Annotated in this window: 9 protein-coding genes; 6 read left to right on the plus strand and 3 right to left on the minus strand. The window is 71.7% G+C overall.

The features are described from left to right. Positions 1-2: 2 nt before the first annotated feature. The gene (locus tag ACFZAU_RS24480; RefSeq protein WP_500459704.1) at positions 3-953 is read right to left on the minus strand and encodes a GDP-L-fucose synthase family protein; all 951 of its coding nucleotides are present in this window, start codon (positions 951-953) and stop codon (positions 3-5) included. A 95-nt stretch (positions 954-1,048) separates the two neighbouring features. On the opposite strand from ACFZAU_RS24480, the gene gmd reads away from it, so the two are divergent. The 6 genes from gmd (at position 1,049) to ACFZAU_RS24510 (ending at position 11,739) form a co-directional block, all read left to right on the plus strand. After that, positions 1,049-2,062, plus strand: coding sequence for a GDP-mannose 4,6-dehydratase (gene gmd, locus ACFZAU_RS24485; RefSeq protein ID WP_499598360.1), 1,014 nt, complete (start codon positions 1,049-1,051; stop codon positions 2,060-2,062). Positions 2,063-2,245: 183 nt separating this feature from the next. Next, positions 2,246-4,954: a CBM96 family carbohydrate-binding protein gene (locus tag ACFZAU_RS24490; protein ID WP_500553935.1), complete on the plus strand. Its 2,709-nt coding sequence runs from the start codon at positions 2,246-2,248 to the stop codon at positions 4,952-4,954. 195 nt (positions 4,955-5,149) lie between these two features. Next, positions 5,150-7,885 carry a CBM96 family carbohydrate-binding protein gene (locus ACFZAU_RS24495; RefSeq protein WP_500553936.1) on the plus strand — a complete coding sequence of 912 codons (2,736 nt, stop codon included), beginning with the start codon at positions 5,150-5,152 and terminating at the stop codon, positions 7,883-7,885. Between the two features lie 109 nt (positions 7,886-7,994). Continuing rightward, complete coding sequence (locus tag ACFZAU_RS24500) at positions 7,995-10,223, plus strand: LamG domain-containing protein (RefSeq protein WP_500553937.1); 2,229 nt, start codon at positions 7,995-7,997, stop codon at positions 10,221-10,223. After that, complete coding sequence (locus ACFZAU_RS24505) at positions 10,220-10,903, plus strand: hypothetical protein (RefSeq protein ID WP_500553938.1); 684 nt, start codon at positions 10,220-10,222, stop codon at positions 10,901-10,903. The genes ACFZAU_RS24500 and ACFZAU_RS24505 overlap by 4 nt, the downstream gene beginning before the upstream one ends. Further along, a complete protein-coding gene (locus tag ACFZAU_RS24510) occupies positions 10,900-11,739 on the plus strand; it encodes a glycosyltransferase family 2 protein (protein WP_500459710.1) in 840 nt (279 codons plus the stop codon). Before ACFZAU_RS24505 ends, ACFZAU_RS24510 begins: the two co-directional genes overlap by 4 nt. Here ACFZAU_RS24510 and ACFZAU_RS24515 read toward each other — a convergent pair. Together ACFZAU_RS24515 and ACFZAU_RS24520 are read right to left on the minus strand one after the other, a co-directional pair. Continuing rightward, positions 11,684-12,847 (minus strand): glycosyltransferase, encoded by a 1,164-nt coding sequence (locus tag ACFZAU_RS24515; protein WP_500553939.1) that lies wholly within the window; start codon positions 12,845-12,847, stop codon positions 11,684-11,686. The genes ACFZAU_RS24510 and ACFZAU_RS24515 overlap by 56 nt on opposite strands. A gap of 131 nt (positions 12,848-12,978) precedes the next feature. After that, positions 12,979-13,524, minus strand: a complete 546-nt coding sequence (locus ACFZAU_RS24520) for a WcaF family extracellular polysaccharide biosynthesis acetyltransferase (RefSeq protein ID WP_500553940.1) — start codon at positions 13,522-13,524, stop codon at positions 12,979-12,981. Positions 13,525-13,542: the final 18 nt, after the last annotated feature.

Here is a 13,542-nt window from a genome sequence, read left to right on the forward strand (position 1 = left end):
TGTCAGACCGCGAAATCGTCCCTCCACCAGCGGTACGTGGCGGCGATCCCGTCCCGCAGCGGGATCTCCGGCTTCCAGCCGAGGGCGGTGAGGCGGGAGACGTCCAGCAGTTTGCGCGGGGTGCCGTCGGGCTTGGAGGTGTCCCAGGCGACGGCACCCTCGTAGCCGGTGACCTCCCGTACGGTCTCGGCCAGTTCACGGATCGTCAGGTCGTCGCCGCAGCCGATGTTGACCGGCTCCTCGCCGTCGTACGAGCGCAGCAGCACCGCGCAGGCGGCGGCGAGGTCGTCGACGTGCAGGAACTCCCGGCGCGGACTGCCCGACCCCCAGAGCACCACCTCGGGGGCGCCGTCGCGTCGCGCCTCGTGGAAGCGGCGGATGAGCGCGGGCAGCACGTGCGAGGTCTCGAGGTCGAAGTTGTCGCCGGGGCCGTACAGGTTGGTGGGCATCGCGGAGACGAACGAGGCGCCGTACTGCCGCCGGTAGGACTGCACCTGGACGATGCCGGCGATCTTGGCGAGCGCGTACGCCTCGTTGGTCGGCTCCAGGGGGCCGGTGAGCAGGGCGTCCTCGGAGATCGGCTGCGGCGCGTGCTTGGGGTAGATGCACGAGGAGCCGAGGAAGAGCAGCCGGCCCACCCCGGCCGCGTGCGCCCCCGCGATCACGCTCAGCTGGATGCGCAGGTTGTCCTCGAGGAACTGCACCGGGTAGGTGCTGTTGGCCATGATGCCGCCGACCTTGGCGGCCGCCAGCACCACCGCGTCGGGACGCCGCTCCTTCAGGAACGCCTCGGTGCGCGCCGCGTCGCGCAGGTCGAGTTCGCCGCGGCCACGGGTGATCACCTCGTGCCCGTCCGCGGTCAGCCGCCGGGTCACCGCCGATCCGACCAGACCACGGTGGCCCGCGACGAAGATCCGGGCGCGGTCGGGCAGGAGTGCGTTCGCTTCGCTCATGGAAGCGGATTCTGCCAGCAGGGTTCACCCCACCGGGGGTGATTCCAAACATCAGTACGCAAAAGAAACATAACCGACCCAAGGGGGGAGATCGCATGGGCAAGAGCGCCCTGATCACCGGTGTGACCGGCCAGGACGGCTCCTACCTCGCGGAGCTGCTGCTGGACAAGGGCTACACGGTGCACGGCCTCGTCAGACGGTCGTCCAGCTTCAACACCGAGCGGATCGACCACATCTACCAGGGGCCGCAGGAGGCGAACCGGTCCTTCGTGCTGCACCACGCCGACCTCGCCGACGGCGTGGCCCTGGTGAACCTCCTGCGCGACCTGCGGCCCGACGAGGTCTACAACCTGGGCGCCCAGTCCCATGTGCGCGTGTCCTTCGACGCCCCGCTCTACACCGGGGACGTCACCGGTCTCGGCTCGATGCGGCTGCTGGAGGCGGTGCGGGCCAGCGGCGTGGAGACCCGGATCTACCAGGCCTCGTCCTCCGAGATGTTCGGCGCCACCCCGCCGCCGCAGAACGAGCGGACGCCCTTCCACCCCCGCAGCCCGTACGGCTGCGCCAAGGTCTACGGCTACTGGGCGACGGTCAACTACCGCGAGGCGTACGACATGTTCGCGGTCAACGGCATCCTCTTCAACCACGAGTCCCCGCGCCGCGGCGAGACCTTCGTGACCCGCAAGATCACCCGTGCCGTCGCCCGCATCAAGGCCGGTCTGCAGGACCGGCTCTACCTGGGCAACCTCGACGCCGTCCGGGACTGGGGCTACGCCCCCGAGTACGTCGACGCGATGTGGCGGATGCTCCAGCGCGACCAGCCGGACGACTACGTGGTCGCCACCGGCGAGGCCGCCACGGTGCGGCAGTTCGTGGAGACCGCGTTCGCGCACGTGGACCTCGACTGGGCGGAGTACGTCCGCTACGACCCCAAGTACGAGCGCCCCAGCGAGGTCGACGCGCTGATCGGCGACGCGAGCAAGGCGGAGGAACTCCTCGGCTGGAAGCCCTCGGTACGGGTCGACGAACTGGCCCGGATCATGGTCGACGCCGACCGCAAGCAGGTCGAGGACCAGCTCGCCGGGGTGACCGTGCGCATCGACCGCTGAACACGGCCCGGGGTACGTCGCGTTAAGCCATGGCAACGTCCCGCCGAGCCAAGAGTGAACACAATTTCGTCAAACTTTCACGCGAGGAGCTTCACAGACCCCTACGCTGCCGTCCACAGGCGGGCGAATGGGCCGCTTGTGCACGAGTGAGGCCTTGGGGGGCACATGCGAAGACTTGGGGCGATGACCGCCGCCGGGACACTGGTGGCGGGGGCACTGGCAGGGGTGGGGGTGGCCGCGGCTCCGGCCGCGACCGCACTCACCCCGCCGGTCGCGATGACCGCGGACGAACTGCCGACCTGGCAGACCAACGGCATCGTCTGGGCGATGGCCCAGTCGGAGGGGGTCGTCTTCGCCGGCGGCACCTTCTCCACCGTCCGCCCGCCCGGCAGCGGCGCGGGCACCAACGAGCAGTCCGCGGTGAACTTCGCGGCGTTCGACGCCGCGACCGGCGCACCGACCGACTGCCGGCTGTCGTTCACGATCGGCCCGGGCAGCACGGCCACCGTGCGCGCCCTGGCCGTCTCGCCGGACGGCGGCACCCTCTACGCGGGTGGATACTTCAGCGCCGTCAACGGCGTCCAGGTCAACAGCCTGGCCGCCATCGACATCGCGACGTGCACGCCGGTCGCCTCCTTCCACCCGGGGATCTCCGCGACCGTACGGGCGCTGGACGTGACAGCGGACAGCGTCTACATGGGCGGCGACTTCACCACCGTCGCCGGCCAGTCCCGGCGGTACTTCGCGGCGCTGACCACCGCGGGGGCCCTCAAGCCCTGGGACCCGCAGGGCGACGAGCCCGGGCGGGCCGTCCAGGCCGCCCGGGACGGCTCCCACGTGATGATCGGCGGTGACTTCGACACCGTCGGCGGCAGCAACTCGCACGCCCTGGCGGTCGTCGACACCGGAACCGGCGCGCTGACGAAGGCGTACCCGGTGGGCTTCTTCCCGGCCACCTCGGTCGTCAAGGACATCACGGACGACGCGACGGGCCTGTACGTGGCCAACGAGGGCACCGGCGGCGGTGTCTTCGACGGCCGCACCGCCTTCGACCTCAGCGACTTCGACCAGCGCTGGCGCGACACCTGCCTCGGCGCGACGCAGTCGCTCGCGGTCTACCGGACGGTGCTGTACAGCGGTTCGCACGCGCACGACTGCAGCAGCATGGGCGAGTTCCCCAACCAGCGGCGCAAGCACCTGCTGGCGCAGTCGGTGGACGACCCGAAGCTGCTCGGCTGGTTCCCCGACACCAACGACGGCCTCGGGGAGAGCATCGGGCCGCGGGTGATGTCCGTGTCGTCCACGGGCGGCAGGGACTACCTCTGGGTGGGCGGCGAGTTCACCACCGTCCAGGGCGCCCCGCAGCAGGGCCTGACCCGCTTCTCCGACGGTCCCGACACCGGCAACCCGACGACGCCGGAGGCGAGCGCGGCGAGCCTGGCGGCCGGGCAGGTCAAGGTGAGCTGGCAGGCGAGCCTGGACGACGACGACAGCGCGCTGTCGTACAGGGTCTACCGGGACGGCTCCGCCACCCCGGTGTACACCACCTCCGGCAACTCGCTGCCCTGGGTGCGGCCGCAGCTCAGCTTCACCGACACCGGGCTGACCGTGGGCTCCACCCACAGCTACCGGGTCAGCGCGAGCGACGGCACCAACACCAGCCCGCTGTCCTCCACCGCCACGGCCACCGTGGCGAGCGGCAGCAACAGCTACGCCGCGGCGGTGCTCTCCGACGGCGCCAACCTGTACTGGCGCTACGACGAGAGCGGCGGCACCTTCGCCGCCGACGCCTCCCCCGCGGACGACAACGGCGACTACGTCGGCGGCCCGTCGTACCGGCAGAGCCCGGGCGCGGTCAGCGGTTCCAGCACGGCGATCGGCTTCAACGGCTCCAGCCAGTGGGTCTACAGCGACCGCAGCCACCCGCGTCCGGCGGCCTTCAGCGTGGAGTCGTGGTTCAGGACCACCACGACCTCGGGCGGCAAGATCGTCGGCTTCGGCAACGCCACCACGGACACCAGCAGCCAGTACGACAAGCACGTCTACATGACCAACAACGGGCGGCTGGTCTTCGGCGTCTACACCGGCGCCACCAACACCATCACGAGCGGCACCGCCTACAACGACGGCGCCTGGCACCACGTGGTGGCCACCCAGGGCGCCGACGGCATGAAGATGTACGTCGACGGCACCCTCGCCGGCAGCAACCCGCAGACCTCCAACGAGAACTACACCGGTTACTGGCGAGCGGGCGGCGACAACCTCAACGGCTGGCCGGACCAGCCCTCCAGCGGCTACTTCAGCGGGCAGATCGACGAGACCGCCGTCTACCCGTCCGTGTTGACGGCCACCCAGGTCGCCCACCACTTCGCCCTGGCGAGCGCCCCGGCCGACACCGTCACCACGCTCACCCCGGCCGAGGACACCTACGTCAACGCCGGAGCCCCCTCCGCCAACTACGGCACCTCGGGCTCGCTGGCCGTCCGCGGCAGCTCGGCGTACCTGACGTACCTGCGCTTCAGCCTGCCGCCGGCCCCGGCCGGCCAGACCCTGAAGAGCGCCGTGCTGCGGGTCATGACCAGCAGCGACCCGACGGCGGGCACCAACGACACCGTCTCCGTCGTGCCCGTCACGGGCGCGTGGACGGAGACCGGGGTCGCGTACAACAGCCGGCCGGCACTGTCCTCGACCGTGCTGGGCACGCTGAGCGGTGCGACGACGGTGTCGACGTCGTACACGGTGCCGCTGGACGTCTCCCAGCTCGGCGGCTCCCTGGGCGGCTCCTACGCCCTGGCGCTGACCAGTACGGGCACCGACGCCATGTGGCTCTGGTCGCGTCAGGCGGCGTCGCAGGCGAACGGGCCGCGGCTGGTGCTCACCTTCGGTTCATAACGGCGTCCTGCCCGACGTGCGGCCCCCGGCGGGGACGGATCACCTCGATCGCGTCTCCCCGGGGGCCGCCCGCGTACACCGCCGGAGGCCGAAAGTGGCCGCCGGGGTCTCCTCCGGACCGCCTGTCCCGGCGTACGCTGCCGGGGCAGGCGGTCCGTTCCCGCACCGCCGGGGGCGGCAAGGGCTGGGGGGCTCATGCGCACTTGGGGAAGACTTTCCGCTGCACTCGTTCTGACATCGGCATCGCTGGCGGGCGCCGGGGTGGCGGTGGCACCGACCGCCGGGGCGCTCACACCGCCCGTGGCCATCACCGCCGACCCGCTGCCGACCTGGCAGACCAACGGCGTGGTGTGGGCGATGGCCCACCAGGGGAGCACGGTCTTCGCGGGCGGGACCTTCTCCACCGTCAGGTCCTCCGGCTCCGGCGGCACCACGCAGTCCGCCGTGAACTTCGCGGCGTTCAACGCCGCCACCGGCGCCCCGACCGGTTGCCGGCTCTCCTTCACCATCGGCTCGGGCAGCGCCACCGTACGCGCTCTCGAGGTCTCGCCGGACGGGCGGACGCTGTACGCGGGCGGCTGGTTCAACGCCGTCAACGGCGTGGCCGTCAGCAGCCTCGCCGCGATCGACATCGCGAGCTGCACGCCCATCGCCTCCTTCCGGCCCTCCTTCTCGGCGACCGTACGGGCGATCGACGTCAGCGACGACACCGTGTACGTGGGCGGTGACTTCACCTCGGTGGCGGGCCAGTCCCGGCAGCGGTTCGCGGCGCTGTCGACGGCCGGCGCGCTGCGCGCCTGGAACCCGGGCGCGGACAAGCCGGGCCGGGCCGTCCAGCTGAGCCCGGACGGCGCGCACGCGGTGATCGGCGGTGACTTCGACACCGTCGGCGGCACCGGCTCGCACGCCCTGGCCGTGGTCGACACCGACACCGGCGCCCTGACCAGGGCCTACCCGGTGGGCTTCATCCCGGCCACGTCGGTGGTCAAGGACCTCACCGCGGACGCCACCGCGGTCTTCACCGCCAACGAGGGCACCGGCGGCGGTGTCTTCGACGGCCGCATCGCCCTGAACACCGCTGACTTCGGGCAGCGCTGGCGGGACAACTGCCTTGGCGCCACACAGTCCGTCGAGGTCTACCGGACCGTGCTGTACAGCGGTTCGCACGCCCACGACTGCAGCAGCATGGGGGCCTTCCCCAACCAGCGGCGCAAGCACCTGCTCGCGCAGTCGGTGGACGACCCGACGCTGCTGCCGTGGTTCCCGGACACCAACGACGGCATCGGCGAGGGCCTCGGCCCGCGGGTGATGACCGTGGCCTCCTCCGGGGGCACCGACTACCTGTGGGTGGGCGGGGAGTTCACCACCGTCGCCGGCGCCGCCCAGCAGGGCCTGACCCGCTTCGCCTCCGGCCCGGACACCGGGGCGCCGAGCGTGCCCGAGGTGAACGTGGCGAGCATCCGGCCGGGCCAGGTCTCCGTGCGCTGGCGGACCAGCCTCGACCTGGACGACGGGCCGCTGACCTACCGCGTCTACCGCAACGGCTCCACCACGCCGATCCACACGGCCACCGGTTCCTCCCTGCCGTGGGCCCGCCCGCAGCTGACCTTCACCGACACCTCGGTCACCGCGGGCAGCACCTACTCGTACCGGGTCACCGCGAGCGACGGCACCAACACCAGCGCCCTGTCCCCCGCCCAGTCGGTGACCGCCGCCTCGTCGGCCCAGGCGTACCCGGCCCGGGTGCTCGCAGACGGTGCCACGCTGTACTGGCGCTACGACGAGGCCTCCGGCCAGTTCGGCGCCGACTCCTCCCCCGGCGACGACAACGCGGTCTACCTCAACGGACCGTCGTACCGGCAGACCCCGGGCGCCGTCGCCGGAAGCACCGCCATGGGCTTCAACGGCACCAACGACTACGCCTACAGCGACGCCCGCCACGGCCGCCCGGCCGCGTACAGCGTCGAGACCTGGTTCCGGACCACGACCACGGCCGGCGGCAAGCTCATCGGCTTCGGCGACCGCAACGTCGACGACAACCTGAGCGGCAGCTACGACAAGCACGTCTACATGACCAACAACGGGCGCCTGGCCTTCGGGGTGTACAACAACGGCGCCCGCACCATCACCACCACCGGCACCTACAACGACGGCGGCTGGCACCACGTCGTCGCCACCCAGGGCAGCGGCGGCATGCGGCTGTACGTGGACGGCGCCCTCGCCGGCACCGATCCGACCACCACCAGCCAGAACTACTCGGGCTTCTGGAGGGTCGGCGGCGACAACCTCAGCAGCTGGCCCAACCGCCCCACCAGCAACTACTTCGCCGGGCAACTGGACGAGACGGCCGTCTACCCGTCGGTGCTGACGGCCGCCCAGGTCGCCGACCACCACGCGCTGGGTACCGAGGGCGGCGGCACTCCCCCGGAGTCCGAGGTCACCGTCGAGGCGAACGAGGACTCGTACGTCAACGCGGGCGCCCCGTCGTCCAACTACGGCACCTCGGGCTCGCTGGCGGTGCGCGGCAGCTCGGCGTACCTGACCTACCTGCGTTTCGCCCTGCCCTCCGCACCCGCCGGGACGGTGCTGAAGAGCGCGCGGCTGCGGGTGCACACCAACTCCGACGCGAGCGCGGGGACGGCCGACAGCGCGAGCGTCGTCCCGGTCACCGGGAGCTGGACGGAGACCGGCGTGACGTACGCCAACCGGCCCGCGCTGTCCTCCTCGGCGCTCGGCACGCTCACCGGGGCCACGGCGGCCCAGAGCACGTACGAGACGGCACTGGACGCCGGCGCGCTCGCCGGGGCGCTGGGCAGCTCCTACGACCTCGCGGTGACCAGCACGGGCACCGACGCGCTGTGGCTGTGGTCGAGCGAGGCGGCGGGGGCGGCCAACCACCCCGTTCTCGTACTGACATTCGGCGCACCTTAGTGCTCACATTTTCTTCAAACACCGTCCATCAGCCGTATGTCAACCCATACCCTGCGGTGCACGGGCGGCCAAGTGGGACGCTCGGGGGCATTGGGGCCTTGGGGGGCACATGCGCAAGCTCAGATCCATCTCCGCCGCCTTGACCATGGCGGCGGGGTCTTTGGCGGCGGGGGCCGTCGCGCCACAGCCGGCGGTGGCGCTGACGCCGCCGGTGGCGCTGACGGCCGACAGCCTGCCGACCTGGCAGACCAACGGCATCGTCTTCGCCATGGCGCAGGCGAACGGCACCGTCTTCACCGGCGGCACCTTCTCCTCGGTCCGCCCGTCCGGAGAGGCGGCGGGCGGTCCGAACGAGCGGGAGGCGGTCAACTTCGCCGCCTTCGACGCGGCGACCGGCGCGCCCACCGACTGCAGGCTGTCCTTCACCGTCGGCTCCGGCACGGCGACCGTGCGGGCGCTCGCCGTGTCGCCGGACGGGGCCACGCTGTACGCGGGCGGCTTCTTCGGCGCGGTCAACGGCACACCGGTCAGCAGCCTCGCCGCGATCGACATCGCCACCTGCACCGTCAGGACGGACTTCGCGGTCGCGGTCAACGCCACCGTCCGGGCGCTGGCCGCCACCGCCGACACCGTCTACCTGGGCGGCGACTTCAGCTCCGTCGACGGCCAGCCGCACGACGACTTCGCCGCCGTCACCACCACCGGCGACGTCACCTCCTTCACCGCCAACGCCGACGCGCCGGGCCGTGCGCTGGAGATCACCCCGGACGGGGCGAACGTCGTCATCGGCGGCGACTTCGACCGCGTCAACGGCACCTCCTCGCACGCCCTGGCCGTGGTCGACGCGACGACCGGCGCCGTGGTGAAGGGCTACGGGTCCTCCTTCATCCCGTCGACGTCGGTCGTCAAGGACATCACGACCGACGCCACCGGGGTCTACACGGGCAACGAGGGCACCGGCGGCGGTGTCTTCGACGGCCGCATCGCGCTCAACCTCAGCGACTTCAACCAGCGCTGGCGCGACACCTGCCTCGGCGCCACCCAGTCCGTCGAGGTCTACAAGTCCGTGCTGTACAGCGGCTCGCACGCGCACGACTGCAGCACCATGAACGAGTACCCGAACCAGCGCCGCAAGCACCTGCTCGCCGAGTCCGTCGACAACCCCGCGAAGCTGGGATGGTTCCCCGACACCAACGACGGCCTGGGCGAGGGCATCGGCCCGCGCGCCATGTCCCTCTCCTCGTCCGGCGGCACCGACTACCTGTGGGTCGGCGGCGAGTTCACCACCGTCAACGGCGTGGCCCAGCAGGGCCTGACCCGCTTCTCCTCGGGTCCGGACACCGGCGTGCCGACCACCCCGAACGTCAACGCCTCCAGCGTCACCCCGGGCTCGGTCAAGGTCCGCATCCAGACCAGCCTGGACCTGGACGACAGCTCGCTGACCTACCGCGCGTACAAGAACGGCGCCGCCACGCCCGTGTACACCACGACGGCCTCCTCGCTGCCATGGGTGCGGCCGCAGCTGACCTGGACCGACACCGACGTGACGGCGGGCGCCACCTACACCTACCGGGTCACCGCGAGCGACGGCACCAACACCACCGTCAAGTCGCCGACCCAGACGGTCACCGCGGCGACCACCCCCGAGGCGTACCCGACCCAGGTGCTCGCCGACGGTGCCACGCTGTACTGGCGCTACAACGAGACCGCCAACACCTTCGTCGCCGACAACTCGCCCGCCGACGACGGCGGCAACCACGTCGGCGGCCCGACCCGCGGCGTCAGCCCCGGCGCGCTCGCCGGCAACACCAGCACCGCCGTGACCTACAACGGCACCACGCAGTGGTCGTACAGCGACGCCAAGCGCAACCGGCCGTCCGCGTACAGCATCGAGACCTGGTTCCGGACGACGACCACCACCGGCGGCAAGATCGTCGGCTTCGGCGACCGGACGACGGAGGCCAGCGCCACCACCGACAAGCACGTCTACATGACCAACGCGGGCCGGCTGGTCTTCGGGGTGCGCAGCGGCAGCAACCGCACCATCACCAGCTCCGGGGCCTACAACGACGGCGAGTGGCACCACGTCGTCGCCACCCAGGGCTCGAACGGCATGCGGCTGTACGTCGACGGCTCGCTCCAGGCGTCGAACTTCCTGATCACCGGCGGCAACGACTACGTGGGCTACTGGCACGTCGGCGGCGACAACCTCTCGGGCTGGACCAGCCGCCCGACGAGCAACTACTTCGCCGGCTCCATCGACGAGACCGCGATCTACCCGAGCGTGCTGTCGGCGTCGCAGATCGCCCAGCACTACAACCTGGGGAAGAACGGATGACCCACCCGCCCCGCCGGGTCGCCACCGCCGCCGCCGCCGTCCTCGTGACGGCGGCGGCGGTGCTGCTCACCGGCTGCTCCGGCGGTTCGGACGGCAAGGACGCCGCGGCCGCGCCCACCCCCGCGCCGACCGCCGCCGCCTCGATCTCCGCCGAACCGACCACACCCACCGACCCCGCCTCCGACGCCGTCCCGAGCGGGCCCAAGCTCCCCCAGGACGAACTGACCCCGGCCACCGGCTCCTTCACCAAGAAGGAGAAGGGCTACCTGTCGGGCCGGGTGCCCAAGGGCACCGACCCCGCGGCCGTGCTGCAGCTGGGCCAGGAGACCTGCGACCGCATCGCCCGGGTCGCCGAGGTCGACGAGGACGCCGCGATCGGCGGCATCATCACCGGGCAGATCGGCGGCGCCAAGGGCGCCGTCACGCACCTGTGCCCGGACCAGCGCGACGTCCTGGCGGCCGCCGAGACCGGCTTCGCCGACGGCTCCTACACCGTGGGCGCCAGGGCGAAGGCGGGCAGCGTCGTCGTGCCCGGCACCTACCGCGCCCTGACCCCCACCAAGGACTGCACGTGGACGGCCGGGACGAAAACCGGCACGACCCACAAGGTCACCATCACCGCGGCCACGAGGACCTTCGACTCGCGAGGCTGTTTCGCCTGGGCACGGGAGGGCCGATGACGGAGCTCGTGAGCAGGCTGCCGGTCGTGGTGGCGATCCCCACCAAGAACGAGGCGGAGAACATCGCCACCACGGTGGGCTCGGTCATCGACCACTTCGAGGCCGTGGTGGTCGTCGACTCCGACAGCACCGACGACACCCGCGCCATCGCCGAGTCGCTGGGCGCCCAGGTCGTCCCCTACACCTGGGACGGCAAGTACCCCAAGAAGAAGCAGTGGTGCCTGGACAACGTCCACCCGGACATCCCCTGGCTGCTGTTCCTCGACGGGGACGAGGTGCCCACGCCGGAGCTGATCGACGAGCTCCGCGAGGTCTTCGCACGGCAGCCCGTCCTGCCGGCGGCCTTCGACATCCCGCTGCTGTACTGGTTCGCCGGGCGGCCGCTGCGGCGCGGCCACACCGTGGTCAAGCGGTCGCTGCTGGACCGCACCCGGGTGGCGTACCCGGAGGTCGACGACCTGGGCGCGCCCGGCATGGGCGAGCAGGAGGGCCACTACCAGCCGCGCGCGGACGGGCCGGTGGGGCAGCTCAGGGGCCGGATCGAGCACCGCGACCTGGACCCCGTGCGCACCTGGTTCGACCGGCACAACCGCTACTCGGACTGGGAGGCCTGGCTGGAGCACCACCCGGGCGCCAAGGAGCAGGTGCGGGGGCTGAAGACGCGGCAGGGACGGATCTTCCAGAAGGTGCCGTTCAAGCCGCTGCTCTTCTTCGGCTACACCTACCTCGCCCGGCGCGGCTTCCTCGACGGCCGCGCCGGCTTCGACTACGCCCTCGCGCTCAGCTTCTACCGCTGGCAGATCGGGGTGAAGACGCGGGAGGACGTTCCTTCGTAGCCGTCCCGTACACCTCCTGGAGGACGTCGAGGACGGCGTCGAGCGAGAGCTCGTCCCGGATGAGGCGCCAGGCGGCCCGCGCGGCCGTCTGGTTCGCCTCCGTCCCGAGCAGTTCCAGGACCGCCTTCCCGATGTCCTCGGGGCGGTGCACGACCCGTCCGGCGCCGGCCCGTTCGATGTCGGGGGCGAGGCCGTTGGACTCCCGCACGACGACGGGCGTGCCCACCGACATCGACTCCAGCAGCGACATCGCGAACGGCTCGTCCACGGACGGCAGGACGTAGACGTCGGCCGCGCGGAAGGCCTCCAGCGCCTCGGCGTGGCTGAGCGGGCCGACGTGCCGCACGGACTTCTCCACGCCCAGCGTGCGCACGGTCTCCAGGGTGCCGGCCAGCTCGCCGGAGTCCGGTCCGGCGAGGACGAAGCGGGCGTCCGGGTACTGCTCCAGCACCTCGGGGATCGCCTCCGCGAAGGCCCGGGGGCGCTTGCGGGTCTGGAAGCGGGCCAGGTAGAGCACGGTCGGCGGGCCGCTGCGGACCCTCGGCTGGTGCAGCGCGGTGCCGTTGGGCATCCGTACGGGACGGGCCAGGTTGCCCGCGCCCACGACCGCCTCCAGGTCGCTGCGCTCCCACTCCGTCAGGTGCAGCACGGCGTCGGCCCGGCGCAGCAGCCGCTTGGTGGCGAGCGCGTCGAGCACCTTGGCCAGCGGCTTGTCGCTGGGGTCGACCATCCCGTGGGTCTGCAGCACCAGCGGCCGCCCGCACCGCAGCGCGGCCATCGCGACCGGCAGGGTGATCAGGTCGCGCATGAGGTGGACGTGGACGACGTCCGCCGAGCGCACCAGCCGCGTGGCACCGGCGAGCAGGGACGGCGAGGTGATCCCGGAGACCTCGAAGCGGGGCAGCACGTGCCGGGCCCGGTAGATCCGCGCGGGCACCCCCTCCACCTCTTCCGGCAGCGCGCCCTCGGGGAAACCGTCGCCCAGGGTGACGAGTTCGGCGTCGACACCGCGGCCGCGCAGCCCCCGGGCGAGGTTGAGGGCGACCCGGGTGGGGCCGCCGAAGGCGTTGGTGGGCGTGTGCAGGGTGACGACGTGCAGCACCTTCACGGCTGGCGCTCCTTCACGGCTGCGGTTCTTCACGGTTGGCGCTGCTTCACGGTTGGCGCTGCTTCACGGTTGGCGCTGCTTCACGGTTGGCGCTGCTTCACGGCTTCGGCTGCTTCACGGCTTCGGCTGCTTCACGGCTGGGGCTCCTTGAGCGTCCGGGTGCCGTCGGCGGTGTACAGGGTGAGTTCGGGCAGGTCCTTCGACAGGACGGTGCCGGCGCCGACGACGGCGTGGCGGCCCACGGTCACCCCGGCGAGCACGACGGCGCGGGCGGCGACCCAGGCGCCGTCCTCCACCGTGATCGGCGCGTTGCGGTAACGGAAGTCGACGGTGCGGTGGTCGTGGCTGCCGGTGCACAGCAGCGCCTCCTGGGAGACGCACACGTCGCTGCCGATCGTGATGGGTTCCAGGTTGAGCAGCCAGGCGCCCTCGCCGATCCACGCACGGTCGCCGACCGTCAGCTTCCAGGGCCACAGCACCCGGACGCGGTGCCGGATCAGCACCCCCTCGCCGATGGTGGCGCCGAAGGCCCGCAGGATGGCCACCCGCAGCCGGGCCGGGCAGAACCAGGCGGAGAACACGGTGTTCATCACCGCGAACCACAGCGCCTGGACGGCCTTGCCCCGTCCCTTGTCGTACCCGGCCAGTGTGAAGGCCGACAGATCACGTGCCGTCACGGACGCACCCCCAAGAAC

It is taken from the genome of Streptomyces sp. NPDC008238, assembly GCF_042956445.1.
Classification (GTDB): domain Bacteria; phylum Actinomycetota; class Actinomycetes; order Streptomycetales; family Streptomycetaceae; genus Actinacidiphila.

What these genes read in the sequence shown, in the direction of transcription:
- ACFZAU_RS24490 (WP_500553935.1), top strand. Translation starts at nt 2,246, where the DNA reads ATGACCGCCGCCGGGACACTGGTGGCGGGGGCACTGGCAGGGGTGGGG.
- ACFZAU_RS24505 (WP_500553938.1), top strand. Translation starts at nt 10,220, where the DNA reads ATGACCCACCCGCCCCGCCGGGTCGCCACCGCCGCCGCCGCCGTCCTC.
- ACFZAU_RS24500 (WP_500553937.1), top strand. Translation starts at nt 7,995, where the DNA reads ATGCGCAAGCTCAGATCCATCTCCGCCGCCTTGACCATGGCGGCGGGG.
- ACFZAU_RS24495 (WP_500553936.1), top strand. Translation starts at nt 5,150, where the DNA reads ATGCGCACTTGGGGAAGACTTTCCGCTGCACTCGTTCTGACATCGGCA.
- ACFZAU_RS24480 (WP_500459704.1), bottom strand. Translation starts at nt 953, where the DNA reads ATGAGCGAAGCGAACGCACTCCTGCCCGACCGCGCCCGGATCTTCGTC.
- gmd (WP_499598360.1), top strand. Translation starts at nt 1,049, where the DNA reads ATGGGCAAGAGCGCCCTGATCACCGGTGTGACCGGCCAGGACGGCTCC.
- ACFZAU_RS24510 (WP_500459710.1), top strand. Translation starts at nt 10,900, where the DNA reads ATGACGGAGCTCGTGAGCAGGCTGCCGGTCGTGGTGGCGATCCCCACC.